The organism is Pseudotabrizicola algicola (genome assembly GCF_010915705.1).
GTDB lineage: Bacteria > Pseudomonadota > Alphaproteobacteria > Rhodobacterales > Rhodobacteraceae > Pseudotabrizicola > Pseudotabrizicola algicola.
The window spans coordinates 1,233,394-1,258,143 of record NZ_JAAIKE010000001.1 but is presented as its reverse complement, the minus strand read 5'-3'; the positions used below and the strand labels follow the sequence as shown (position 1 = coordinate 1,258,143).

Genomic DNA, 24,750 nt, shown 5'->3' with positions numbered 1-24,750 from the left:
TCTCAGCGGTCGCGGCGGCTGCGCAACAGCTTGCCGATCAGGAAGGAGGTGCGCGGCTCATAGGTGTAGGGGGTGCGCGCATCGGGGGCAGGGCGGCTGCGCATGCGTGCAAAGCCGAACAGGATCAGCGCGATGTGGGACAGGGCAATCATCATGAACATCGCCGAGGGGCCGTAGCCATCAATCAGTAGGGCGGCGATCAGCGGGCTGGCGATGGCGCCGACGGCGTAAAGGAACATCAGCGCCGCCGAAAGCTCCACCCGCTCCATCTGGCTGGCATGATCATGGGCATGGGCGGTCGAGACGGAATAGACCGGCATGGTGAAAAAGCCGAACACCCCGGCGGCAAGGAACACCCCCAGCGTGCCGCTGCCCGCCGCAAGCACGGTGGTGCCGCAAGAGACAGCCCCGCCCACCGACAGCAGGATCAGCACCGTGCGGCGGTCATATCGGTCGGCCAGCCAGCCGACGGGATATTGCGCAAAGGCCCCGCCAAGGACGTAAGCCGCCAGAAACAGCGCGATCTGGTCGGCGCGCAACCCCACCTCGGTGCCGTAAAGCGGCCCCACCATGCGGAAGGCCGCCCCCGTGATGCCCGAGACGACGACCCCCGCCGAGGCCAGCGGCGACAGCCGCCACGCAAGGCCGGGGCGCAGGCGCGGGGCGTCGGGCATTTCGGGCGCTTCGGCACGGCTGAGCGTCAGCGGGAAGATCGCAAGGCAGCACAAAAGGGCCAGCGTGTTGTAGGAAAGGTAACTTGCCGGCTCCAGCACCCCGATGATGAGCTGCGCGCCGAGCGATCCCGCGATGTCGACCACGCGGTAAAGCCCCATCGCCCGCCCGCGCGTCTCGTTCGTGACCTTGGCCTGCAGCCATGCCTCGATGATGGTATAGCACCCCGCCACCGCCAGACCCGAGGTCAGTCGCATCACCGCCCAGGCATAGGGGTCGACCACCATCATATGCGCGAGGATGCCGACCGTGCCCGCGGCGGTAAAGGCGGCGAAGGCGCGCGAATGGCCCACGCTGCCCATCAGGCGCGGCGCCCACCAGCAGCCGATGAAGAAGCCGAAGAAATGCGCCGAGCCCAGAAAGCCGATCTGCCCCGTGGTGAACCCCAGCGCCACGCCCGATATGGCATCCAAGGGGGCCACCCCGCCCAAGCCCAGCTGCAACAGCACGACCGACAGGAACAGGGCGGCAAAGGAGATCATCAAACGCATGGGCCGAGAAAAGACCCTTTGCCGCGCCGAGTAAAGGGGGATTGTCCGCCATCCTTGTCGCCGGAAACGGCGCAGATTCGCGTCCCGTGGGCCGCTTGCCCTTGCCTTGGCCGAAGGCAGGGCTAGGGTGCGAGACCGGGACGATGGAAGGAAAAGGGCAACCGATGGAACGGGTTCAGCTTGGCAAAAGCGGGATAGAGGTGTCGAAACTCTGTCTGGGCAGCATGACATGGGGCAGCCAGAACAGCGAGAGCGAGGCCCATGCGCAGGCCGATCTGGCGCGCGATCACGGTGTCACCTTCTGGGACACCGCCGAGATGTATCCGACCAATCCGGTGCGGGCCGAAACGGTGGGCGAGACAGAGGCGATCATCGGGCGCTGGCTGGCCGCGCGGGGCGGGCGCTCGCGTTTGCAGATCGCGACCAAGATCACCGGCGCGGGCCAAAAGGCGGTGCGCGACGGCGCGCCGATCACGGGGGCCTCGTTTCGCGCGGCGGTGGAAGGCTCCTTGCGGCGCCTGCAGACCGATTACATAGACCTTTACCAGCTGCACTGGCCAAACCGGGGCAGCTACCATTTCCGGCAGGCATGGCGCTATGCCCCGCGTGCCATCGACCGCGCCGAGGTCGAGGGGCATATGCTCGATGTGCTGCGCACCGCCGCCGATCTGATGGCCGAGGGCAAGATCCGCGCCATCGGCCTGTCAAATGAAAGCACATGGGGCACGGCGCTGTGGCTGCATCTGGCAAAGGTGCACGATCTGCCGCGCATGATGTCCGTGCAGAACGAATACTCGCTCTTGTGCCGCCAGTTCGACACCGACTGGTGCGAGTTGAGCATGGCCGAGGATATGCCGCTTCTGGCCTTCTCGCCGCTGGCGGCGGGATTGCTCAGCGGCAAATATGCGGGCGATGTGGTGCCAGAGGGGACAAGGCGCAGCTTTACCCCCGACCTCGGCGGGCGCATCACGCCGCAGGTGTTTCCCGCCGTGGCCGCCTATCTGGGCATTGCCGCCACGCATGGGCTGGACCCGTGCCAGATGGCGATTGCCTTCTGCCTCACGCGGCCCTTCCCCTGCATCCCGATCGTGGGGGCCACCTCGGTAGAGCAGTTGCGCGTCAATCTTGGCGCGGCTGATCTGCGCCTGTCCGTGGATGTGCTGGCCGATATTGCGGTGGCCCATCGCCTGCACCCGATGCCCTATTGACCGGACGCGCCCTTGCGCTTGGCGCGCCGATGGGGCCTTCTGCGGGAACCGTGTCCTTGCCCCAAACCCGTTGCCCCGGTGTGTGCCCATGCGTCTGCGACTGATCCTGCCCCTGTTGTTGCTTCCGGTCCTTGCCGGATGTCAGGCCTTGTCCGGCGCGGGGCAGGGGGCAGAGAGCGCTCCGGCCAATGCCTTCACCGGCGGCGATATCTCTGTCACCTCGCTTGACGCGCCGTCACCGCCCGCTGGCGCAGCGCCCGCCGCCGCCCAAGCTTCTGCCCAAGCCGCGCCTGCCACACCAGCCCCCGCCGCACCCCCTGCCGCCGCTGCCGCCGCACCGGCGCAAAGCACCGCCGAGGCCGCGCCCGAAGCGGCAGAGCCGGTGGCCCCGCCCGTCGTGAAAACGGCGGCGCATCTGGCCTGCGAGCGGCGCGGCGGACGCTGGAGCGTCGCGGGCGGCGGCAAGGCGGCCTTTTGCCAGACGCCCACGAAGGACGCCGGAAAATCCTGCCGCGCCTCGACCGACTGCACCGGCTATTGCCTCGTGAAATCCGGCACTTGCGCGCCGGTGACCCCGATGCTTGGCTGTCATGACATCCTGAACGAACAAGGAAGGATGCTGACCCAATGCATCAACTGACCCGACGGCTCTGCGGTCTTGCCTTGCTGGCCTTGGCAGCCTGCGCCGCGCCGCAAGCCCCGCCCGTAACGGCACCGTTCCGCCCCGCCAGCGCGCCGATCTGGTCCAATGCCCAGCTCGATCTGGCCCGTCTCGTCGGGCGCTGGCAGCAAAGCGCGAGCTTCGCCCCCGCAGGCAGCCGCTGCACCCCCGGCGGGGCCGAGATCGGCGGGCGTCCGGGCGCACTGACCATCGCCGCGCGGCTCTGCCTTGCGGGGCGGCAGGTGCAGATCTCGGGTCCGATGCCCGCGACGGGGCCGGGGCGCTTCATGGTGGACGGGCAGGCGTGGTGGGTCATCTGGGCGGACACTGATTACCGCACCCTTGCCATCGCCACCCCCTCGGGCGCCTTCGGCTTCATCCTCAGCCGGGGCGGGGCACTGTCGGCAGACCGTCTGGCCGCCGCGCGCGAGATTTTCGATTTCAACGGCTATGACACCCGCCTGTTGCAGGTCTACTGACCCACTCCGGCCCGCAGCGCGCGCAGATGCGCAGGCAGGTCGCGGGCCGAAACCTCGGCCTCGCGCACCAGCCAGTCGAAATGCCGCGTAAAACTCTCCACCCGCGCGGTATCGCGGAAGGCCAGATAGTGCCGCCCCAGATAGAGCACCGCCAGCAGCGGGCCGAACACCGTGATCGGCGCGGAAAAAACCCGCCGTGCGTCAAACAGATAGACCCGCAGCGCCGGATACAGCGCCTCGGTCAACTCGATCATACGGTCGATCTGCTCCAGCCGCAGCGCGACGGACAGGCCCGCGTAATAGCCGCTTCCCTGCGCAAAGGCCAAAAGCTCATGCCGGGGCAGGGCGATTTCGTAATCCGACCGCGCGCCGCGCATCCAGGCCAGCCGGTCCTCGAAGGCGCCGATCGCCTGCGCGGCAGACCGCCCCAGTTGCGGCGCATACTCCCAGTCGACCACCCCGCGCGTCTTGAGCATGTCGGGCAGCGTGGCGGGCACATGGCGGATCTTGTAACCCGCCGCCTCCTGATGCCAGCCAAAGATCGCCTCGTCGATCAGCGCGCGCGGGGCCTGCGTTTCGGTCAACTGCATCGCCAGCAGGTCCGCCACCGGCTCGGGCCGCCCCGATAGGCCCAGAAGCCAATCGGCCGACACCCCCAGCGCCTGCGCGCAATCGGCGGCCAGTTGCGCATTGGGCAGGCGCTTTTCCGACACCAGAAGCTGGCTGATGGTCGATCTGTCCACCCCGCAGGCCCGTGCCAGTGCCGCCTGCGAGGTGCCGCGCTCGGCCATCGCCTCGGCCAAACGGGTGCGAAACAGCGCGGCGCGCAAACGCTTGTCCATCATTTCCCGCCTATGGTGATTAAATGAAACATCGGTGACACTTTGGTGCGCATCCTTGGCGTTCCGCGCCGATCTGGCAAGTGATATTCACAAGCCAGTTATCACGATGGACCCGAAAATTGGCGCCCCCCACCCAGACCCGCCCCGCTGTCGAATGGCCCACTCTTGCGCTTCTGGCCGCCACTTACCTGCTCTGGGCGCTTGGCACGACGGTTCTTTATGACGCGTCGGCCGTCCTCGGGGTGATCGTGACCGCGCTCGCCATCACCCAGTATTGCTCGCTCCAGCACGAGGCGTTGCACGGCCACCCTTTCCGCAATGCCGCCCTGAATGAGGCGCTGGTGTTTCCCGCCCTGTTTCCCACCGTGCCCTATGGCCGCTTTCGCGCCACCCACCTCGCGCATCACCATGACCCGAGCCTGACCGACCCCTATGATGACCCTGAATCGAATTATCTCGATCCTCAGGTCTGGGCGCGGCTGCCGCGTTGGGCGCAGGGGCTGCTGATGGCCAACAACACCCTGCTCGGCCGCATCGTGCTCGGTCCGGTGATCGGCAACCTGCTCTGGCTGCGCGGCGAGGCGCAGCTCCTTCGCCACGATGCCGGCGTCCGGCGCGACTGGGCGCTGCACTTGGGCGGGCTGGTGCTGCTGGCGCTGTGGCTGGTCCCCGCGCCGATGGGCTGGGCGGGCTATCTGGCCGCCTTCTACATCGCGGCGGGGCTGCTGAAGATCCGCACCTTTCTGGAACACCGCGCGCATGAGGCCGCCCGCGCCCGCACCGTCATTGTGGAAGATCGCGGCCCGCTGGCGCTCTTGTTCCTGAACAACAACCTGCATGTCGTGCATCACATGCACCCGCAGGTGCCGTGGTATGATCTGCCCGCGCTCTATGCCGCCAACCGCGCCCATTACCTGCGCCGCAACGAAGGCTATGCCTACCGCTCTTACGCGCAGATCTTCGCCCGCCACTTCCTGCGCGCCAAAGATCCGGTGCCGCATCCTCTCATGCCCGGCGCCGATGGCATGGCCGAACCCTATGGAATGCGGCGGAACACCGGGCTCATGCCCGAATTGTCGAAGAACGGCACCCCCTGATCGGGCGCGCCGCGCAATGCGGCGCTGACCTCGGCCAGCACCACCTCGGTGATGAAGGGCAGGTCCAGCGCCCGTGCCGCGTCCAGACCGATCCAGTGCAGATGCGAAAGCTCATCCTCGGCGGCACTGAAATCATCGGCGTCATTGGCCAGATGGCGGGCATCCACCAGAAAGAACCGCGCATCAAAGCGCCGTGTCCGCCCCGGCGGGGTAATCGCGCGAAACACGAAGCGCAAGGCAGGTTCGGCCGCAGGCGCAAGCCGCAGCCCCGTTTCCTCGCGCAATTCGCGCAAGGCCGCCCCCGCAAGCGCGGCGGGCGAGGGGGCGTCCGGCCCGCAATGCGCGCGCAGACGGGCGTCGCAGCGCAAGCCCAGCGGCACGGCGTCCAGACCGTCGCCCGCATCCACGGCACCGCCCGGAAAAACATACTTCGATGGCATGAAGGCCGCCGTCGCCCCGCGCATCCCCATCAGCACACGCGCGCCCTGCGGATCGGCGCGCCACAGGATCACCGTCGCGGCGGAACGGATGGGCGGGTTATCTGGGCTGTCCGTCGTCATCGCTGTTTCCGCCAAAGCCATGCATGCGCCGCGACCATTGTCGCGCCACCATCATGCCTTTCCAGCGGGGCAGCAGAAAGAGCGAAAGCGCCGCCGTGCCTGCGCAAAACACCATCGCCAGCAGGAAGGCATCGGGCCGGGGCGACAGAAAGCCATAAAGAAAGAGCGGGGCCATCAGATGCCCGATCATCAGAATGGTCACAAGGGCCGGGCCCTCATCGTCACGGTGGTGGTAAAAGGCCTCGTGGCACAAGGGGCAGGCCGCGCGCACTTTCAGAAAGCCTTCCATCATCCGGCCCGTGCCGCAATTGGGGCAACGCAAGCGCCAGCCGCGCAAAAGGGCGGCGCGCAAGGGGCGGTCATCTTCACTCAGACGGACCAGACAGGGATCAACAGGGTCAAGATCGAAATAATTCGTTTTGTCTAACATGGTCACGCACAGCAAGAGAATCACACCCGATGACGTGGGTCCGCAGGACGCACTACCGTAAAGCCTGTTTTCTTGGATAGACGTCCCTCAATAGTTGTAAAATATCTGTCGCAACCATGCAACGGTTGTTCCATGCCAGCTTTCGTCATCGCCTCGCGACGGAACCGGCGATGCGCTTCGTTTCACACCCACAAGGCCCGGCACATGCCCGCAAGCCAGTGAAAAAAGGAACCAAGCGATGATCGACAAGAACAAACTCGTTGGCACTTCCCTGGTGGCGCTTGCCATCGCGCTGACCGCAAGCGCGGCGCTTGCCGACAGGGCAGACCGCATGGGCGGCATGATGGGGCCCGCCCTCGACTTCGCCGCGATTGACGCCGATCAGGACGGCAAGATCACGCAGGCCGAAGTCACCGCTTGGCGGGCCGCGCAATCTGCCGCGCTCGATGCCGACGGTGACGGGCTGATCTCGGCCGAGGAAATCGCCGCCATGCACATCCGCACGGCCACCGAACGCGCCGCGACCCACGCCGACCGGATGATCGCCGAACTCGACACCGATGGCGATGGCAAGCTCTCTGCCGCCGAACTCGCCGCCAGCCCGATGGGCCTGCGCCCGATGACAGCGGGTCTCTCGACGCGCATGTTCGAACGGCTCGACACCGACAAGGACGGCGCCATTTCCGAAGCCGAACTCGCCGCCGCCAAGGACCGCATGACCGAACGTCGCGGCGCGCGCGGCGAAGGGCGGGGCGGCATGCACCGCGGCGATCATGGCCCGCGCGGCAACAACTGATCCCGCAACCGTCCGGGGGGCCGCAGGCAGAGGCGGCCCTTCCGGCGGCGGGCGAAAGCCGATAAGCCAGCAACAGGATGGACATGCCACGCGACACGCTTGCCCCGCTCTCGGACGAGGCGCTGCTGGGTCTTTACGCGACCGGCGACCGCGAGGCTGCGCGCCTGCTGACCGGGCGACTGGCCCCGCGCGCCTTTGCCCACGCCTTGCGCATGCTGGGCGACCGGGCCGAGGCCGAGGATGTGGCGCAGGAAGCGCTGCTGCGGCTCTGGCGCATGGCGCCCGACTGGCGCCCGGGCGAGGCGCAGGTCTCCACCTGGGTCTACCGCGTGGTGGGCAATCTGGCGACCGACCGGCTGCGCCAGCGCATCCGCCGCCGTGCCGATGCGCTCGAGGATGCAGCGGAACCGGCCAGCGACCAACCCGCCGTGGTGCAGACCATGATAGAGGCCGACCGCATGGCCGCCTTGCAAGCGGCGCTGAACCAATTGCCCGACCGCCAGCGTCAGGCGGTGGTGCTGCGCCATATCGAGGGTCTTGCGAACCCTCAGATTGCCGCGATCATGGACATCGGGGTCGAGGCGGTGGAAAGCCTGACCGCACGGGGCAAACGGGCCTTGGCCGCCCTTCTGGCCGGACGCCGAGAGGAACTGGGATATGAAGATGCACAACAGTGACACCCCCCGCAGCGATGGCCTTTCGAAGGATGCGTCCTCCGATCCGGCACTGGACGATCTGTTTGCACTGGCCCGCAGCCAGCCACCGCAGCCCGATGGCGATTTCATGGCGCGGATGCTGGCCGATGCCTATGCCTGCCAACCCGCTGCCCCCGCACGTCTCGCGCCCGCGCCGTCGCGCGCTGTCTCGCGGCCCGGTGTCTGGGCGCGCCTTGCCGCTGCCTTGGGCGGGGCGCTGGCGGTGGCAGGCATCGGTTCGGCGGCGATGGCCGGACTGGTGATCGGCTATGTCCAGCCCGAATCGGTGGTGAGCTTTGCCGGCACCATCGGCTTCGGGCTGGGCGAAAGCCTTGACCTGCTGTCCGGCTTTGACGGTCTTTTGTCCGAGGAACTGGCCCCATGACCAACCTGCCGCCCGCCAACCCGCCCGCCAACCCGCCAGCGCGCCCGATGGGCCGCGGGCTCAAGATTCTGCTGGCGGTTTCGCTTGCCATCAACCTTGCGGTTGCGGGAACGGTGGCGGGGGTCATGCTGCGCTTTCACGATGGCGCGCGGCCCGGTCCGGCTTCGGTGCGCGAGCTGAACTTCGGCCCCTTCACCGAGGCGCTCACCCGCGATCAGCGCCGCGCCCTGTTGCGCGGCTTTGCCGAGCGCGGGCCGGGCCTGCGCGAGATGCGCGCCCAGATGCGCGGCGATTTCGATGCGGTTCTGGCCGCCCTGCGCGCCACCCCCTTCGACCCCGCCGCATTCCGCAGCGCGGTCGAAGGGCAAAGCAACCGCATCGCCGCCCGTGCCGAGGCAGGGCGCGATTCGCTCGTCTCGCTGGTGCTGCAAATGTCGGATGCCGAGCGTGCCGCCTTCGTCGCGCGGCTGGAAACCACGCTGGCCCGTCAGGGCGACAAGGACGGCCGCCGCCGCTCCGGCGACGACCCGGGCCAGTAAACCCGCCGCAGCGAAAGCGCTAGGCGGCGCTGCGGGCCGCGAGTGTCACCTGATTGCGTCCGGCGCGCTTGGACGCCAGCAGCGCCTGATCGGCCAGCCCGATCAGCCGCTCCACCAGCGCAGGCTCCCACCCGCGCGTCCCTGCCTCGGCCAGCGCCAGCCCGATGGAAACGGTGATTTGCAACGCCTCACCGTCCGCCAGCACGACGGGGCGCTGCTCCACCTGCCGGCACAGACGCCGCGCCACCGCCTGCGCCTCCTCCAGCGTGGTCAGCGGCAGGGCGATCAGAAACTCCTCTCCGCCGATCCGCGCCAAAAGGTCTTGCTCGCGCAGGTTGCTGCCCAGCCGCTGCCCGATTTCCACCAGCACATCATCGCCCGCCGAATGGCCAAAGCGGTCATTCACCGATTTGAACCGGTCGATATCGGCGACCATCACCGCCAGCGTGCGCCCGTTCTGCCCCGCGCTCTGCGCCATCTCGGCCAGCCGTGCGTTCGCATAGCGGCGGTTGAACAGCCCCGTCAGCGGGTCGATCATCGCCAGCCGCAACCCGTCCTGCACCTGCCCGCGCCGCTGGTCGGCCTGCCGCTTGGCCCGCAGCACCGCCCGCAGGCGCATCACGATTTCGGCCACCGGCATATCGGTGGTCAGCATCGCATTGGCCCCCAGATCATAGCCCATCTTGACCTCGGACTGCGGGGCGGGGCCGGTCAGCAGGCAGATGCCGGCATGGCGCGTGGCGCTGCGGCTGCGCAGGTCCGACAACAGCCGCAAGGCGCGATCGGTGGCTGCGGCAGGCTGGCCCGCCGTTTCGGCATCGATCACATAGATATCCGGCCCGCCGCCAGCGGGGTCGGAATCGGCCAGCGCATTGCTGTGACCCAGCACCGAAATGGTGTCGCGCATCAGCGGGGCCAGATCGCGGCGCAGCTTCAGTGCCATGTCGGGCCGGTCCGTCACCAGCGCCAGATGCCCCGGCCCGCGATAGGCCGCCGCGGGTTCGGCCATGCCCAGCATCGCCGCCTCATGCCCCTCTGTCAGATCGGTCAGCGCCTGACGGCAGCGCAACAGGTTGCGCAGCCGCGCCATCAGCAGGTCATCGTCATAGGGTTTGACAAAGACATCATCCGCCCCCGCCTCCAGCGCCAGCAGCCGGTCTTCCAACGCGGTCGAGCCAGAGACCACGATCACCGGAATATCCCGCGTGACAGGATCATCCCGCAGGCTGCGCAGCACATCGATGCCGCCCAGATCGGGCAACATCAGGTCAAGCAGGATCAGGTCGGGCCGTTCCGTCCGCGCCATGCGCAGACCTTCCATCCCGCTGGCAGCCATCAACGGATGGTAGCGCGCCGCCCCAAGTTTGACCTTGAACACGATCCGGTTGGTCGCAACGTCATCGACAATGAGGATTCTGCCGTCCATGCCAACCCTGATCCGAAGGAAGTTTGCCCTACCCTTGATCCTACCATTTGGTTAAGGAATCCTTGCTGAAGCAATAAGCGTTTTCGGCCCATTCGAGACAAATTGTCTGGAAAGGGCCAAACGGGGTGGGAGAACGGCATGTCTAGGCAAGATTCAGCCGAAACGCTCGCTTTGCAGGCACTGTCTTGGCTTGCGGCCAATGATGATCTCCTGCCGGTGTTCATGGGCTCGACCGGTGTGTCGGCCGAGGAACTGGCCGCCCGCGCCGCCGAGCCGGAGTTTCTGGGCTCGGTGCTCGATTTCCTTCTGATGGATGACGCGTGGATCATGGCCTTTTGCGATGCCGCGGGCCTGCGCTATGACGCGCCGATGCTGGCCCGCGCTGCCCTTCCGGGCGGCGAGGCGCAGCACTGGACCTGACAACACGGCCCGAAGCGATTTTGCCAAAGGGGTTTGAATGCCAAAAGGGGTATTGAATGCCAAAAGGGGTATTGAATGATTGACGGCGTGATCTTCGACAAAGATGGCACCCTGTTCGACTTCCGCCGCAGCTGGGGCGGCTGGGCGCAGACCCTGCTGCGCCGCATGGGGCGCGACGCAGACCACGCCGCCACGATGGCCCGTGCCATCGGATTCGATCTGGAAACCGGCGTCTTTTCTCCCGACAGCCCCGTGATCGCCGCCACCGCGCAAGACATCGCCGCGGCGCTGGCCGTGCATCTTCCGGGGCAAAGCGTGGCCGAGGTCGCGCGCCAGATCAACGAGGCGGCGGCAGAGGCCGAGATGGTGCCTGCCGTGCCGCTGCGCCCCTTGCTCGAAGCCCTGCGCGCGCGGGGCCTGCGCATCGGCCTTGCCACCAATGACACCGAAACCCCCGCCCGCGCCCATCTGGCCGCGCATGGGCTGACCGACCTGTTCGACTTCATCGCCGGCTACGATTCCGGCCACGGTGCCAAACCCGGCCCCGGCATGTGCCTTGCCTTCGCGCGCGCGACCGGCCTCGATCCCGCCCGCGTGGCGATGGTGGGCGACAGCCTGCACGACCTGCACGCAGGCCATGCGGCGGGCATGCTGCGCATCGCCGTGCTCACAGGCATCGCCACAGAGGCCGATCTGGAACCCCATGCCGATGTGGTCTTGCCCGATATCGGCGCGCTTCCGGGCTGGCTTGCCGATCGCGCAGCCTGAAAACGACGCTTTCACGTCGCCGGTGAAGCGCGCACCCGCCGCGCCTTTCGTCCATCTTGTGCCCAATGGGCCAGTTCGGCCAAACGGAGGGCAGGCAGATGGTGGATGTGCAGGATCGCAAGCGGCGCGCAGGGGGGCGGGCGGGCAACAAGGCACGCGCAGGCTCTGCCGTGATCGACCAGATGCCATGGCGCATTCCGGTCAACCCCGACCGCCCGACCGAACCGCTCGACGCCGAGGCGGTGCAGCGCATCCACTGCGCCACCATGACCATCCTGTCCGACATCGGCATCGAATTCCTGAACCCCGAAGCGGCGGGCATCCTGCGCAGCGCGGGCTGCATCGTGAACGGCACCAATGTCCGCATGGACGAAGCCTTCGTGATGGAAATGCTTTCCCACGCGCCCGAAACCTTCACGCTCACCCCGCGCAATCCGGCGCGGCAGGTGGTGATGGGCGGCGCGCATATGCTGTTCGGCAATGTCAGCTCCCCCCCCAACGCATGGGACATGGAGCGCGGCAAACGGTCCGGTGATCTGGAGACCTTCCGCGAGTTCACCAAGCTGACGCAGTATTTCAACTGCATCCATTTCAACGGCGGCTATCCGGTGGAACCCATCGATGTGCATGCCTCGGTCCGCCATCTTGACTGCCTCTTCGAACAGCTCACCCTCACCGACAAGGTGGTGCATGCCTATTCGCTGGGGGCCGAACGGGTGGAGGATGTGATGGAGATGGTCCGCATTGCGGGCGGCCTCTCCCCGTCCGAGTTTGACGCCAGCCCGCGCATGTTCACCAACATCAACTCCGTCTCGCCGCTGAAACACGATTTTCCGATGCTCGACGGTGCCATGCGCCTCGCGCGGCGCGGCCAGCCCGTGGTGGTCACCCCCTTCACGCTGGCGGGGGCGATGGCCCCGGTCACGATGGCGGGCGCGGTGGCGCTGTCACTGGCCGAGGCGCTGGCCGCCATCGCCCTGCTGCAATACATCAACCCCGGCTGCCCCGTCGCCATCGGCACCTTCACCTCCAACGTCGACATGAAATCCGGCGCGCCCGCCTTCGGCACCCCCGAATACATGCGCGCCACGCAAATGACCGGCCAACTGGTGCGCCATTACAAACTGCCGCTGCGCTCTTCGGGCGTCTGCGCTGCCAACATCCCCGACGGTCAGGCGATGTGGGAAACCTCGAACAGCCTCTGGGCCGCCGTGCAATCGCGCACCAACCTCGTCTATCACGCCGCTGGCTGGCTCGAAGGCGGGCTGATCGCCAGCCCTGAAAAGTTCGTGATGGATTGCGAAGTGCTGCAGATGATCCAGCGCTACTTCGAACAGGCCACCTTCGCCACCAGCGCCGAAGACCTCGCGCTCGATGCCATCCGCGAAGTGGGGGCAGGGGGGCATTACTTCGGCTGCAAACACACGCAGGACCGTTACCAGACCGCCTTCTACGCCCCCTTCGCCAGCGATTGGCGCAATTACGAGGCGTGGCAGGCCGATGGCGCGGTCGCAACGCCCGAACGCGCCCACCGCATCTACAAGCAGATCCTCGCCGAATTCGAGCCGCCCGCAATGGACGACACCGCACGCGAAGACCTCGCCCGCTTTGTCGCCCGCCGCAAGCAAGAGGGCGGCGCGCCCACCGATTTCTGATCTGCCGCGGGCGCAATACGCGGTTGAATCGCGCGCCCCGATCGCAGATCAAGGCAGCGGAGCAAATCCCGCCCGCCCGGCCCGCGTCCGGGCCAGATCAGAGGTTGCCGCATGGACCCGCAAACCCCATCCGCCGCCCCGGCCGAGGCCGTCACGCGCCTTCTCGATTTCGTCAGCATGGGCGGCGCGGCGATGTGGGCCATCGCGGCACTCTCGGTGCTGACGGTCGCGCTGATCCTGTGGAAGCTGATGCGGCTCCTGTCCTTCGGCGCTTGGTCGGGGGGGCGTCACACCGCCCGCGCGCTCGACCTCTGGGCCGCAGGGCAGACGCAACAGGCCACCGCAGCCCTTGCGGGTCGGCAATCCCTGCGCGCCCGTCTTGCGCTTGCCGCCATGCAGGCCGCGCTGAACCCCGCGCTTGACCAGACCGCGGCCGAGGCGGAAACCGCCCGCGTCGCGCGTGGCCTGCTCGCCCGCGCCCGTGCGGGCCTGCGCGGCCTTGAGCTTGCCGCCACCATCGGCCCGCTGCTGGGCCTTCTTGGCACCGTGACGGGCATGATCGCCGCCTTTCAGGCCCTGCAAGAGGCCGGATCACGCGCCGACCCCGCCGCACTCGCGGGTGGCATATGGGAGGCACTTCTGACCACCGCCGCAGGCATGGCCGTCGCGATCCCCGCCTCCATCGCGCTGACATGGTTCGAAAGCGTGGTCGATGGCCTGCGCCACGATATGGAAGACTCCGCCACCCGCATCCTGCACGGCGCGCGCCCCGCCGTCAGGACCGCGCTCGAAAAGGCCGCCGAATGATCCGCTTTGGCGAAGATCGCCCGCGCAGGCGGCCCAATCTGACGCCGATGATCGACGTGGTCTTCCTGCTCTTGGTGTTCTTCATGCTGGTGTCGCGCTTCGGCACCGATCTGGCGCTGCCGCTCTCGGTCGCGGGCAACGGCGGCAGCTATTCCGGCCCGCCCCGCCTTGTCGACCTTGCGGCCGATGGCCTGCGCCTCAACGGCAGCCCCGTTGCGCCCGAAGACCTCGCCCGCGCGCTGCAACCGCTGACCCAAGGCCCCGATGATGCCATCATCCTGCGCGCGGGCGAGGGGGCCGACCTGCAAGCCCTCGTCGCGCTGATGGAAAGGCTCACCGCCGCAGGCTTCACCCGTCTGGTGCTGGTGGAGTAGCGCGATGGATTTCTCGCCGCCGCCCCGCCGCCGCCCGCAGGAAAACCTGCTGCCGATGATCAACGTGGTGTTTCTGCTGCTGATCTTCTTCCTGATCTCGGCCCGCATGACGCCGCCCGAACCTTTCGACGTCACCCCGCCGCAAGCGCAGGTCGAGGCCGAGGCGCAGGGTGAGTTCACCCTCCACCTCTCTGCCGACGGTCAGATCGGTTACCGTGACGCGCTGGGCGATGCCGCCCTTGCCGCCCTCGCCACCGCCCGCGCCGACCACTGCGCGCGCGCCGATTGCGCCGCCACCCCGCCGCGCCTCACCCTGCGCGCCGATGCCAGCCTGCCCGCCGCGCGTCTGGCACAGGTGCTGCCCACGCTTGCCCCCCTCGGCTTCACGCAGATGGATCTCCTCGCGCAACGCGGGGCCGCGCCATGAGCGCGCGTCTGCAGGCTGCCGTTGCCCTCGCGCTGGCCTTGGGCCTGCACGTCGGGGCCTTTGCCTTGCAGCCTGATCCCGCGGGGGCGGTCGCCGCCGGGGCAGGGGGCGGTGATCTGGTGTCCCTCGACGCCGCCGATGACAGCCTTGCAAACCTGATCGCCGAATGGGACCGCCCGCCGCAGCCCGATCTGGCCCCGCCCCCCGATCTGGCCCCGCCCTCTGATCTGGCCCCGCCGACCGCGCCTGACACGGCCCCGACGTTCGCCGCTGAGGCGCCGCCCCCGCCGCTCGCGCCGCACCCGCTTGCCCTGCCTGCCGGCACCGATGCCGCGCCGCAGGCCGACACCACCCTGCCACCGCCGCCCCCGCCAGAGCCCCCGCCGGAACCCGAGCCAGAGCCGGAGCCAGAGCCGGACCCCCGACCTGAGCCGCCGAAACTCCGCCCCGAGCGCAGACCTGCCGATCTGGCCAAGCCCAAACCTGCCCCCGCCGCCAAACCCGCGCCGCAGCGCAGCACCTCCGCCGCCCAACCCGCGCAGCGCGCGGCAGGCGCGGGCAACGGCGCGCAGGCGGGCGATGCAGGCACCGCGCGCGCCGCCACCCTGTCACAGGCGCAGGCCAATGATCTCAAGGCCAGTTGGGGCGCCTCCATCCGCAGCCGGGTGGAGCGGCGCAAATCCTACCCCGCCACCGCAGGCCGCGCCTCGGGCACCGTCACCGTGCGCCTCACCGTCACCCGCGCGGGCGCGCTCGCAGGCGTCAGCGTCGCCCGATCCTCGGGCCACCCCGCGCTCGATCAGGCCGCCCTGCGCGCCGTGCAATCGGCGGGCAGCTTCCCCGCCGCCCCCTCGGGCCTTACAGACGCCAGCTACAGCTTTACCCTGCCCATCGCCTTCGCCCGCTAACCCGCGCTTGCCACACCGCGCGCCGCCGCTATCTGGTCGGGCAGGAGGAACCCCATGTCCGTCAACACACTGCCCGTCACCACGGGCGAGGCGCTTGCTGTCCTGTGGCAGGGCTGGCAGGCGCAGGCCACCGGCGGGCTCACCGCAAGCTGGATGCTCCACGGCCGCCCCGGCATCGGCAAGACCGAGATCGTGCAGACCCTCGCCACCCGCGCGGGGGCCATGCTGTTCGATCTGCGCCTCACCACCATCGAGCCGCAGGACCTGCGCGGTCTGCCCTATTACGACCACGCGACGCAGCGCACCATCTGGTATCGCCCCGAGGACCTGCCCGATGATCCGGCGCAGCCTGCCGTGCTGTTCCTCGATGAACTCACCGCAGCGCCGCCCAGCCTGCAACCCACCGTCTACGGCCTCTTGCAGGAACGCCGCATCGGGCGGCACCGTCTGCCCGACACCTGCTTCGTGGTCGCCGCAGGCAACGGCCCCGAGGATGGCGCCATCGCCTATGACATGGGCACCGCCCTGTCAGACCGGCTGATCCACCTGTCCTTGCGCGCCACCGCGCAGGACTGGGTGGAGAACTACGCGCTGCCCCATAACCTGCATCCCGCCATCCCCGCCTTCCTGCGCAGCCGCCCCGACCTGCTGGAAACCACCGCCGAGACGCTGCAACGCGGGCAGACCATCGCCTGCACCCCGCGCTCATGGGCGCGGGTCAGCGCCATCCTGCACGCCGTGCCGGACCGCCGCCTGCGCGATGTGATGATCGCCGGAACCGTGGGCGAGGCCCCCGCCGCCGAATTCGCGCTGGTGCTGGCCGACATCACCGCCAGCCTGCGGGTGGAAGAGATGATCGCCGCCCGCCCCGCTGAGGCCTGGGCGCTTTACCCCACATCGCTGCACGGGCTGACCGCGCTCACCTACGCGCTGATCGGCGCGGCAGAAGAGGGCACCATCGCGCGCATCATCGCGCTGATGGCAGGCATCGGGCAGCTTCACCGCCACCGAGACGACCCCGCCTTGCGCGCGCTGCCCTTGGCCGAACTCTGCACCCACGGCTTCGAGCTTTTGCTGCAAAAGGCGTTGGCACGGGGCTGGCAGGCGCAATTTGCCGCCTCGCCCGACTGGGCCGCCTATGCCAAGTCGCGGGCCGAGGCTGGCCTGTGACCGCCCCCGGCATCCATTCCGACCGCGCGCGCCCCGCGCTCACCCGCCTTGCCTCCGATGACCCGGCGCTGGGCGCGCTCGCCCTGTGGTGCGCGCACCGCGACGCCGCCGAAGGTCCGCCCGCCCGCACCGACGGCACCACCATCCATTACGGCCCCGGCTTTGCCCTGCTTGCCCCGCATGAACAGGTGGGCCTTGCCGCGCACCACATCCTGCATGTCGCCCTGCGCCACGGCCCGCGCATGGGGGCGATGGCCCAAAGGCTGGGGCAGGGATTCGATGCCGCGCTTTACGGCATCGCCGCCGATGCGCTCATCAACGAAACACTGCTCGCCGCGCAGTATGCCCTGCCGCGCCCCGCGCTGACCCTGCAAGACCTGCTGCAACAGGCGCTCGGCCTGCCCGCAGGCCCCGGGGCGCTGTCCGAATGGGATGTCGACCGGCTCTATCTGCAACTCGCCGCCCCTGCGACGGGCAAGCGCAAGGGCAAAGGCCGCAAAGGGCAGGGCGGCGACAGCCCCACTCCGGCGCAAGCCGCGCATGACGTGGCCGCGCGCGCGGGCTTTGCCCCCGACCTCTCCCCCGCCACCCCCGATGCCGACAGCCCCGAGGGCGCCGATCAGGCCGCCCAATGGCGCCAGCACGTGACCCGCGCGATGGAGGCAGGCCGCCTTGCGGGGCGCGGGCTGGGCCTCATCGGCCACCGCCTTGCCGACCTCGCCCCGCCGCGCACCCCTTGGGAACATGTGCTGCGCCGCCTGCTGGCCCGTGCCCTTCTGCCGGGGCGGACACAGACCCACCGCCGCCCCGCGCGTGACTGGATCGCGTCCGAGGCGCTGGCCCGCAGCACCCTCGCCCCCACCCCCGGCTTTCGCCCCGGCACCCGCCGGGCCGTGGATGCGCCGCGCATCGCCCTTGCCATCGACGCCTCCGGCTCGGTCAACGCGCCGCTCCTCCACCGCTTCCTCTCCGAGACATCCGGCATCGCCCGCCGCGTCATGGCAGAAATCCACCTGATCGCCTTCGATGACGGGGTGCGCTGGCAGCAGCGGCTTGACCCCGCCCGCTGGCAGTCACAACTCGCGGGCCTCGACTGGCCGCGCGGCGGCGGCACCGATTTTGCGCCGCCCCTTGCCGCCGCGCAGGCGCTCCATGCCTCTGTGGCCGTGGTGCTGACCGATCTCGAAGGCCCCTTCGGCCCCGCCCCGCGCGGGCTTCCGGTGATCTGGGGGCTGACAGCAGCCGCGCCGCCGCCGCCCTTCGGCCACTGCTTGCAGCTTGCCGATTAACCCGTCCGCGTCAGCGCCATCATCCGCGCATGGGCCGAAATCGCCCGCATCTCGAGGCTGATGACACTCACCGTCATGTTGCGCGCCAGCGTCAGCCGGTGCATCGCGTCTTCGGTCAGGGGCGCGGCAAACAGCCGCTCGTGGATCAGCGCCCGTTCCTTGGCGGTCAGGTCAAGCACCGATGGCCCGTCCTCGCTCTGCACCGTGACAAAGGTCAGGGGGGCCACCCGCGCCAGATCCGACTGCTCGACCACCAGATGCAGCGCGCCCTGCATCAGCCCGCGCTCTGCCCCGATCCGCGCCAGAATCTCGCGCCCGCGCGCTGCCAGCAGATCGGCCAGACGATCGCGCTCGGCAGGGTCCAGCAAGGCCGCGCGCGCGGCGGGCCTCAGCCGCAGGAACCGCATCTCGACCCCGTAGATCACCAGCACCATCAGCGCCGGAGCCTGCGCGATGGCAAGGGCCGACTCGCGCCACAGCAGCGCCAACGCCGCAAAAGGGGCCAGCGCCACCAGATAGCGCAAAAGCTCCACCTCGAAGATCACCCGCGCCTTGAGCCGCCAGCCACCGCCGCGCGGCCAGACAAAGCTGCGCCCGATGAACCGGCGCGGAATCTGGCGAAACTCCATCGCGGCCTTGCTGGAAACGGTGCGGGGGGTGATGATGAACATCCCGCGCAGATAGCACGCCGCCGCCCGCCTTCTAGCCCCCGCTGCGGGCGCTCAGCCGGATCACCTCGGCCATCTGCTGCAACTGGCTCGCCAAGGGGTTCGTCCTGCGCCAGACAAGCCCGATGCTGCGGCTGGGGCGGGGCGCGGGCAGGCGGGCCACCGACACCTCGGCCGAGCGTGTCTCGATCCCCACCGCCATCTGCGGGATCAGCGTCACCCCGATGCCCGCCCCCACCATCTGCACCAATGTGGTCAGCGAACTGCCCTCCATCAGGTCACGCGGCAGTGCCGACCCCAGCTTGCAGAAGGAAATCGCCTGATCGCGAAAGCAATGCCCTTCCTCCAGCAGCAACAGCCGCATCTCGCGCAGGGTCTCGGGGTTCGGCACCGGCTTGTCCGCGTCCTTCTTCGGACGCACCAGAATGAACTCCTCGTCAAACAGCGGGTATTCCGTCAGCCCCGCCTCCGACACCGGCAGTGCCACCACCGCCGCATCCAGCCGCCCCTCGGTCAGATCCTCGACCAGCCGCTGCGTGATCGCCTCGCGCGGGCGCAGGTCCAGATCGGGAAAGCGCAGCGTCAGGTCCTGCATGATGCGCGGCAGCAGATAGGGCGCCACCGTCGGGATCACCCCCAGCCTCAGCCGCCCAGCCAGCGGCCCGAAGGAGGCGCGCACCAGATCGCCAAGCTCATCCACCCCCTGCAAGATCGCCCGCACCCGCAGCGCAAAGGCCACGCCCAGCGGGGTCAGGCTGATCTGCCGCGCCCCCCGCTCGATCAGCGGCGCGCCCAGAATATCCTCCAGCTCCTTCATCTGGATCGACAGCGCAGGCTGCGAGATCGCGCAAACCTCGGCCGCCCGCCCGAAATGCCCGTGCTGCGACAGGGCCTCAAAATAGCGCAGGTGTTTCATCGACAATGCTTTCATAAGAAAAACATATCGTCATCATTAGGAAATGCAAATTCTATTATGGAACAAATCTGTTAGAACGATTCCAAGCAGCGAGGGTTCTGCGGTGCCGCGATTCGTGCGCGCCGATCCGGTGAACCGGCTGCACCTGAAAACAGACACAAAAGCGGAGAAGCGACATGGATGGAAATGACATCAAATCCGGCGGCAAATGCCCCGTCATGCACGGGTCTCTGACCACCACGGCCGCCACGGTCATGGATTGGTGGCCCAAGTCGCTCAACCTCGACATCCTGCACCAGCACGACACCAAGTATAACCCGCTCAAGGGCTTCAACTACCGCGAAGAGGTCAAGAAACTCGACGTGCCGGCGCTCAAGGCCGATCTGGTCGCGCTGATGACGGATTCGCAGGACTGGTGGCCGGCAGACTGGGGCCATTACGGCGGCCTGATGATCCGTCTCGCATGGCATTCCGCCGGCACCTACCGCCTTGCCGACGGGCGCGGCGGGGCAGGGACCGGCACCATCCGTTTCGCCCCCCTGAACTCCTGGCCCGACAACGCCAACCTCGACAAGGCCCGCCGCCTCCTGTGGCCGATCAAGAAGAAATACGGCAACCGCATCTCCTGGGCCGATCTCATCATCCTCGCGGGCAACGTCGCCTATGAATCGATGGGCCTCAAGACCTACGGCTTCAGCTTCGGCCGCGAAGACGTCTGGCACCCCGAGAAAGACATCTACTGGGGGTCCGAGCGGGAATGGCTGGCCCCGTCCGACACCCGCTATGACGATGTAAAGAACCCCGCCACGATGGAAAACCCGCTTGCCGCCGTGCAGATGGGCCTGATCTACGTGAACCCCGAAGGCGTCAACGGCCAGCCCGACCCCGCGCTGACCGCGCTCCATGTGCGCGAAACCTTCGCCCGCATGGCGATGGATGACGAAGAAACCGCGGCCCTCACCGCAGGCGGCCACACCGTCGGCAAGACCCACGGCAACGGCGACGCAGGCGCGCTGCAAGCCGCCCCCGAAGGCGCCGACATCGTCGAGGGCGGCCTCGGCTGGATGAACAACACCAGCCGCGGCGTCGGGCGCAACACCGTCACCTCCGGCATCGAGGGCGCATGGACGACCCATCCCACCAAATGGGACAACGGCTATTTCGACCTGCTGTTCGGCTATGAGTGGGAACTGAAGAAATCCCCCGCCGGTGCGAACCAGTGGATGCCGATCAACATCCGCGAAGAAGACATGCCGGTCGATGTCGAGGACCCGACCATCCGCACCATGCCGATCATGACCGATGCCGACATGGCCATGAAGGTGGACCCGATCTACCGCGCGATCTGCGAACGCTTCGCCGCCGATCACGCCTATTTCTCCGAAACCTTCGCCCGTGCGTGGTTCAAGCTGACCCACCGCGATCTGGGGCCGCGCAGCCGCTACATCGGCCCCGAGGCGCCGCAGGAAGACCTGATCTGGCAAGATCCGGTCCCCGCAGGCAACACCGGCTATGATGTGGACGCGGTCAAATCCGCCATCGCCGCCTCGGGCCTGTCGATCTCCGACATGGTCACCACCGCATGGGACAGCGCCCGCACCTATCGCGGCTCGGACCTGCGCGGCGGCGCGAACGGTGCGCGCATCCGCCTCGCCCCGCAGAAGGACTGGGAAGGCAACGAACCCGCCCGCCTTGCCCGCGTGCTCTCGGTGCTCGAACCCATCGCCGCCAGCCACGGCGCCAGCCTTGCCGATGTGATCGTGCTGGCCGGCTCCTACGGGGTGGAACAGGCCGCAAAGGCCGCCGGCTTTGATGTGGCCGTCCCCTTCACCCCCGGGCGCGGCGACGCCACCGCCGAACAGACCGATGCCGCCGCCTTCGCCGTGCTGGAACCCGTCGCCGACGGCTTCCGCAACTGGCAGAAGAAAGACTACATCGTCAGCCCGGAAGAGCTGCTGCTCGACCGCGCCCAGCTCCTAGGCCTGACCGCCTCGGAAATGACCTGCCTTCTGGGCGGTATGCGGGTGATCGGCACCAACCACGGCGGCACCGCGCATGGCGTCTTCACCGACCGTGTCGGCGCGCTGACCAATGATTTCTTCGTCCACCTGACCGACATGGCGTGGAAGTGGAAACCGGCGGGCAACAACCTCTATCACATCACCGATCGCAAGACCGGCGAGGTGAAGTTCACCGCCACCCGCGTCGATCTGGTGTTCGGCTCGAACTCCATGCTGCGCGCCTATGCCGAGGTCTATGCGCAGGACGACAACGCCGAGAAGTTCGTGCGCGATTTCATCGCCGCCTGGGTCAAGGTGATGAACGCCGACCGCTTCGATCTGGCCTGATCCGACCCTTCCCCACCCGCGGGCTCTGTCCTGCGGGTGGGGGAAACCGCTTGCCGCAGGGCGCAGGGGATGGCACCCAAGAGGGGGCTCCCACCGGCAAGGAAAGCGCATGCGTCTGGTCAACCGAACCTATGAAGACCTGCAACCCGGCGACAGCGCGGAACTCAAGCGCCTGATCACGCCGGACGATCTTTACGTCTTTGCCGCCTCCTCGGGCAATCACAACCCGATGAACCTGCCCAACGGCGATCTCGACGGCGACGGCAAACCCGAACAGGTGGCGGCGGGCATGTTCATCGCCTCGCTGGTGTCTGCCGTGCTCGGCACCCATCTTCCCGGCCCCGGAACACTCCTGCGCCAGCAAAGCCTGCGCTTTCACGCCACCGCCCATGCGGGCGACGAACTGCTCTGCCGCGTCACCGTGCTGGACAAGCTGCCACAGGGCGAGGTGCGCCTGCAAACCGATGTGACACGCCCCGAGGATGCCGCCCTGATCCTGACGGGCGAAGCCATCGTGCAGGCCCCCCGCATCAGGTTCGACCGCGACAACCTGCACATTCCTGGCCTCATCGTGCAGCGCCACCGCCATTTCGAGGCGCTGCTCGACCGCGCGCGGCCCTTGCCCGCGCTGCCCACGGCGGTGGTCTGCCCCGATGATGCCAATTCCCTCGGCGGCGCGCTGCTGGCCGCGGCGCAAAGCATCATCACCCCCATCCTCGTCGGCCATGCCGCGGCCATCCACGCCGCCGCCGCCGAACTTGGCGCAGACCTCTCCGGCCTCGAGATCATCGACACCCCCGCCGATGACGTCGCCGCCGCCGCTATGGCCTGCCATCTTGTGCATGAGGGCAGGGCGCTCGCGGTGATGAAGGGCCATCTGCACACCGATGATCTCCTCCGCCCGATGGTCGACCGCGACCGGGGCCTGCGGGTGGGGCGCAAGTTCACCCATGTGTTCCTGATGGATGTGCCGGGCCTGCCCGAACCCGTGATGGTCACCGACGCCGCCATCAACATCGCGCCCGACCTGATGACCAAGCGCGACATCATCCAGAACGCCATCGACCTCGCGCTGTCCCTCGGGATCGACCCGCGCGTGGGCGTGCTCTCGGCGGTCGAAACGGTGAACCCCGCGATCCAGTCCTCCATCGACGCGGCGCTCCTGTCCAAGATGGCCGAGCGCGGCCAGATCCGCGGCGGTCAGGTCGAAGGCCCGCTCGCGATGGACAATGCGGTGGATATGGCCGCCGCCCGCACCAAGGGCCTCACCGGCGGCGTGGCGGGCCGTGCAAATATCCTCGTCGTGCCTGGGATAGACGCGGGCAACATGCTGGCCAAGCAATTGGCCTATATCAGCCATGCCGAAGGCGCGGGTCTGGTTCTGGGGGCAAAGGTGCCCGTCATCCTCAACTCCCGCGCCGACAGCCCGGTGGCCCGCCTCGCCTCCTGCGCTGTCGCCGCCCTCCACTATTTCGCCGCCAGGGCCTAGCCCGCAAGCCTGCCCCGGTTCCCCGGCCCCGCCCCATTTTCTGCCCCCAAATATCCCACGGGGGTCCGGGGGTGTGAAACCCCCGGTCCTGCCGGCCGCCCGGGCCGCGCCCGTCAGCCGGTCTGCGCTTCCGGCGCGGGCGTGAAGTCAAAGGCCATCAGGTGCCGGTACTTCTGCCCCGGCTCCAGCCGCGCAGAGGGGAACTGCGGCTGGTTCGGGCTGTCGGGAAAGCGCTGCGTCTCCAGCGTGAAGCCGGTAAACGCCTCGATCGGCGCGCCATCCTTGCCGGGCAATCCGCCCGCCAGATGCGCCCCGGTATAGAACTGCACCCCCGGCTCGCTGGTCCAGACCTCCATCCGCCGCCCCGAGGCCGGATCGACCGCCTCGGCGCAGAACCGCAATGCCTCGCCCCATTTCGGCTCCAGCGGGCCGGTCAGGCACAGGTTGTGGTCAAACCCCCCGTCGTCCGGCAGCGCCGCCCCGATCGCGCGCATCTGCATGAAATCGAAGGCCCCGCCCGCCACCGCCAGAACCTCGCCCGTCGGGATCAGGGCCGCATCCACCGGCGTGTAATGGCTGGCCCCCAGCCGCAGCCGCTGCCCCATCACCGCGCCATGCCCCGCCATGTTGAAATAGCTGTGGTTGACCATGTTCACCACCGTCGGCGCCTCGGTCTCGGCCGTCATCTCGATCCACAACCGGTCGGCCGCATCCAGCGCATAGCGCACCTGCATCTCCAGCCGCCCCGGATAGCCCATGTCGCCATCCTCCGACACTGCGGCCAAGGTCACCGCGCGCGGGCTTGCCTCCACGATCTGCCAGATCTTGCGGTCAAATCCCGCCCGCCCGCCGTGCAGCGAGGTTTCGCCCTCGTTTCGGTCCACCTGAACCTCGCGGCCATCCAGCCAGAACCGCCCCCCCGCGATCCGGTTGGAAAAGCGCCCGCAGGTCGCGCCCAGAAAGGCCTTGCCCGCCACATAGCCCGCCAGATCGGCATGGCCCAGCACGATGTCGGCCTGCCGACCCGCACGGTCCGCCACCCACAGCTCGGTCAGCCGCGCGCCATAGGTGATCACCCGCGCCCTCGGTCCCGACGCGTCGCCCAGCACCACCGCCCGCACCGCCTCGCCATCGATCTGGCCGATCTCTTGCACCGTCATCGCATCCCCT

27 protein-coding genes are annotated in these 24,750 nt (G+C 68.3%); 19 read left to right on the top strand and 8 right to left on the bottom strand.

What is annotated here, in order from left to right:
• Positions 1-2: 2 nt before the first annotated feature.
• The gene (locus tag G3572_RS06105) at positions 3-1,223 is read right to left on the bottom strand and encodes an MFS transporter (protein ID WP_164609734.1); all 1,221 of its coding nucleotides are present in this window, start codon (positions 1,221-1,223) and stop codon (positions 3-5) included.
• Positions 1,224-1,387: 164 nt separating this feature from the next.
• Between G3572_RS06105 and G3572_RS06100 the strand changes: the two genes are divergently transcribed.
• The 3 genes from G3572_RS06100 to G3572_RS06090 all read left to right on the top strand — a co-directional run bounded on the left by G3572_RS06100 (position 1,388) and on the right by G3572_RS06090 (position 3,571).
• Positions 1,388-2,431, top strand: a complete 1,044-nt coding sequence (locus tag G3572_RS06100; protein WP_164609733.1) for an aldo/keto reductase — start codon at positions 1,388-1,390, stop codon at positions 2,429-2,431.
• Positions 2,432-2,519: 88 nt separating this feature from the next.
• Positions 2,520-3,071, top strand: coding sequence for a hypothetical protein (locus G3572_RS21865; RefSeq protein WP_205518515.1), 552 nt, complete (start codon positions 2,520-2,522; stop codon positions 3,069-3,071).
• The gene (locus G3572_RS06090) at positions 3,059-3,571 is read left to right on the top strand and encodes a lipocalin family protein (RefSeq protein ID WP_164609732.1); all 513 of its coding nucleotides are present in this window, start codon (positions 3,059-3,061) and stop codon (positions 3,569-3,571) included. Before G3572_RS21865 ends, G3572_RS06090 begins: the two co-directional genes overlap by 13 nt.
• Here the strand turns inward: G3572_RS06090 and G3572_RS06085 are convergent.
• Positions 3,565-4,413 carry a helix-turn-helix domain-containing protein gene (locus tag G3572_RS06085; protein WP_164609731.1) on the bottom strand — a complete coding sequence of 283 codons (849 nt, stop codon included), beginning with the start codon at positions 4,411-4,413 and terminating at the stop codon, positions 3,565-3,567. The genes G3572_RS06090 and G3572_RS06085 overlap by 7 nt on opposite strands.
• Positions 4,414-4,532: 119 nt before the next feature.
• On the opposite strand from G3572_RS06085, the gene G3572_RS06080 reads away from it, so the two are divergent.
• Positions 4,533-5,510, top strand: a complete 978-nt coding sequence (locus G3572_RS06080; RefSeq protein ID WP_164609730.1) for a fatty acid desaturase — start codon at positions 4,533-4,535, stop codon at positions 5,508-5,510.
• Here the strand turns inward: G3572_RS06080 and G3572_RS06075 are convergent.
• Both G3572_RS06075 and G3572_RS06070 read right to left on the bottom strand, forming a co-directional pair.
• Positions 5,450-6,070: an NUDIX hydrolase gene (locus tag G3572_RS06075; protein ID WP_164609729.1), complete on the bottom strand. Its 621-nt coding sequence runs from the start codon at positions 6,068-6,070 to the stop codon at positions 5,450-5,452. The two genes, G3572_RS06080 and G3572_RS06075, sit on opposite strands and share 61 nt — an antisense overlap.
• Positions 6,048-6,500 (bottom strand): DUF983 domain-containing protein, encoded by a 453-nt coding sequence (locus G3572_RS06070; protein ID WP_164609728.1) that lies wholly within the window; start codon positions 6,498-6,500, stop codon positions 6,048-6,050. Before G3572_RS06070 ends, G3572_RS06075 begins: the two co-directional genes overlap by 23 nt.
• A gap of 238 nt (positions 6,501-6,738) precedes the next feature.
• Between G3572_RS06070 and G3572_RS06065 the strand changes: the two genes are divergently transcribed.
• The 4 genes from G3572_RS06065 to G3572_RS06050 all read left to right on the top strand — a co-directional run bounded on the left by G3572_RS06065 (position 6,739) and on the right by G3572_RS06050 (position 8,915).
• Positions 6,739-7,296, top strand: a complete 558-nt coding sequence (locus tag G3572_RS06065) for an EF-hand domain-containing protein (RefSeq protein WP_164609727.1) — start codon at positions 6,739-6,741, stop codon at positions 7,294-7,296.
• A gap of 77 nt (positions 7,297-7,373) precedes the next feature.
• Positions 7,374-7,973, top strand: a complete 600-nt coding sequence (locus G3572_RS06060; RefSeq protein WP_164609726.1) for an RNA polymerase sigma factor — start codon at positions 7,374-7,376, stop codon at positions 7,971-7,973.
• Positions 7,954-8,376 (top strand): dihydroorotate dehydrogenase, encoded by a 423-nt coding sequence (locus tag G3572_RS06055; protein WP_240335412.1) that lies wholly within the window; start codon positions 7,954-7,956, stop codon positions 8,374-8,376. Before G3572_RS06060 ends, G3572_RS06055 begins: the two co-directional genes overlap by 20 nt.
• A complete protein-coding gene (locus tag G3572_RS06050) occupies positions 8,373-8,915 on the top strand; it encodes a periplasmic heavy metal sensor (RefSeq protein WP_164609725.1) in 543 nt (180 codons plus the stop codon). Before G3572_RS06055 ends, G3572_RS06050 begins: the two co-directional genes overlap by 4 nt.
• Positions 8,916-8,934: 19 nt before the next feature.
• On the opposite strand, the gene G3572_RS06045 is transcribed toward G3572_RS06050, so the two are convergent.
• On the bottom strand, positions 8,935-10,341 hold the full coding sequence (locus tag G3572_RS06045) for a diguanylate cyclase (protein ID WP_164609724.1): 1,407 nt from the start codon (positions 10,339-10,341) through the stop codon (positions 8,935-8,937).
• A gap of 138 nt (positions 10,342-10,479) precedes the next feature.
• Between G3572_RS06045 and G3572_RS06040 the strand changes: the two genes are divergently transcribed.
• The 9 genes from G3572_RS06040 (at position 10,480) to G3572_RS06000 (ending at position 18,159) form a co-directional block, all read left to right on the top strand.
• Complete coding sequence (locus G3572_RS06040) at positions 10,480-10,761, top strand: DUF3572 domain-containing protein (RefSeq protein WP_164609723.1); 282 nt, start codon at positions 10,480-10,482, stop codon at positions 10,759-10,761.
• Positions 10,762-10,836: 75 nt separating this feature from the next.
• The gene (locus G3572_RS06035) at positions 10,837-11,529 is read left to right on the top strand and encodes an HAD family hydrolase (protein ID WP_164609722.1); all 693 of its coding nucleotides are present in this window, start codon (positions 10,837-10,839) and stop codon (positions 11,527-11,529) included.
• A gap of 98 nt (positions 11,530-11,627) precedes the next feature.
• Positions 11,628-13,184: a trimethylamine methyltransferase family protein gene (locus G3572_RS06030; RefSeq protein WP_164609721.1), complete on the top strand. Its 1,557-nt coding sequence runs from the start codon at positions 11,628-11,630 to the stop codon at positions 13,182-13,184.
• A gap of 111 nt (positions 13,185-13,295) precedes the next feature.
• The gene (locus tag G3572_RS06025) at positions 13,296-13,991 is read left to right on the top strand and encodes a MotA/TolQ/ExbB proton channel family protein (protein ID WP_164609720.1); all 696 of its coding nucleotides are present in this window, start codon (positions 13,296-13,298) and stop codon (positions 13,989-13,991) included.
• The gene (locus tag G3572_RS06020; RefSeq protein ID WP_164609719.1) at positions 13,988-14,365 is read left to right on the top strand and encodes an ExbD/TolR family protein; all 378 of its coding nucleotides are present in this window, start codon (positions 13,988-13,990) and stop codon (positions 14,363-14,365) included. Before G3572_RS06025 ends, G3572_RS06020 begins: the two co-directional genes overlap by 4 nt.
• Before the next feature lie 4 nt (positions 14,366-14,369).
• On the top strand, positions 14,370-14,792 hold the full coding sequence (locus G3572_RS06015) for an ExbD/TolR family protein (RefSeq protein ID WP_164609718.1): 423 nt from the start codon (positions 14,370-14,372) through the stop codon (positions 14,790-14,792).
• Positions 14,789-15,700: an energy transducer TonB gene (locus G3572_RS06010; RefSeq protein WP_164609717.1), complete on the top strand. Its 912-nt coding sequence runs from the start codon at positions 14,789-14,791 to the stop codon at positions 15,698-15,700. The genes G3572_RS06015 and G3572_RS06010 overlap by 4 nt, the downstream gene beginning before the upstream one ends.
• Positions 15,701-15,754: 54 nt before the next feature.
• A complete protein-coding gene (locus tag G3572_RS06005; RefSeq protein WP_164609716.1) occupies positions 15,755-16,870 on the top strand; it encodes an ATP-binding protein in 1,116 nt (371 codons plus the stop codon).
• On the top strand, positions 16,867-18,159 hold the full coding sequence (locus tag G3572_RS06000; protein ID WP_164609715.1) for a vWA domain-containing protein: 1,293 nt from the start codon (positions 16,867-16,869) through the stop codon (positions 18,157-18,159). The genes G3572_RS06005 and G3572_RS06000 overlap by 4 nt, the downstream gene beginning before the upstream one ends.
• On the opposite strand, the gene G3572_RS05995 is transcribed toward G3572_RS06000, so the two are convergent.
• Together G3572_RS05995 and G3572_RS05990 are read right to left on the bottom strand one after the other, a co-directional pair.
• Positions 18,156-18,830 (bottom strand): hypothetical protein, encoded by a 675-nt coding sequence (locus tag G3572_RS05995; protein WP_164609714.1) that lies wholly within the window; start codon positions 18,828-18,830, stop codon positions 18,156-18,158. The two genes, G3572_RS06000 and G3572_RS05995, sit on opposite strands and share 4 nt — an antisense overlap.
• Positions 18,831-18,861: 31 nt before the next feature.
• Positions 18,862-19,758 (bottom strand): hydrogen peroxide-inducible genes activator, encoded by an 897-nt coding sequence (locus G3572_RS05990; RefSeq protein WP_164609713.1) that lies wholly within the window; start codon positions 19,756-19,758, stop codon positions 18,862-18,864.
• Positions 19,759-19,919: 161 nt separating this feature from the next.
• On the opposite strand from G3572_RS05990, the gene katG reads away from it, so the two are divergent.
• Together katG and G3572_RS05980 are read left to right on the top strand one after the other, a co-directional pair.
• Positions 19,920-22,091 (top strand): catalase/peroxidase HPI, encoded by a 2,172-nt coding sequence (gene katG, locus G3572_RS05985; RefSeq protein WP_164609712.1) that lies wholly within the window; start codon positions 19,920-19,922, stop codon positions 22,089-22,091.
• A gap of 109 nt (positions 22,092-22,200) precedes the next feature.
• Complete coding sequence (locus G3572_RS05980) at positions 22,201-23,580, top strand: bifunctional enoyl-CoA hydratase/phosphate acetyltransferase (RefSeq protein ID WP_164609711.1); 1,380 nt, start codon at positions 22,201-22,203, stop codon at positions 23,578-23,580.
• 113 nt (positions 23,581-23,693) lie between these two features.
• Here the strand turns inward: G3572_RS05980 and G3572_RS05975 are convergent, their stop codons facing one another.
• Positions 23,694-24,740 carry an aldose epimerase family protein gene (locus G3572_RS05975; RefSeq protein WP_164609710.1) on the bottom strand — a complete coding sequence of 349 codons (1,047 nt, stop codon included), beginning with the start codon at positions 24,738-24,740 and terminating at the stop codon, positions 23,694-23,696.
• Positions 24,741-24,750: the final 10 nt, after the last annotated feature.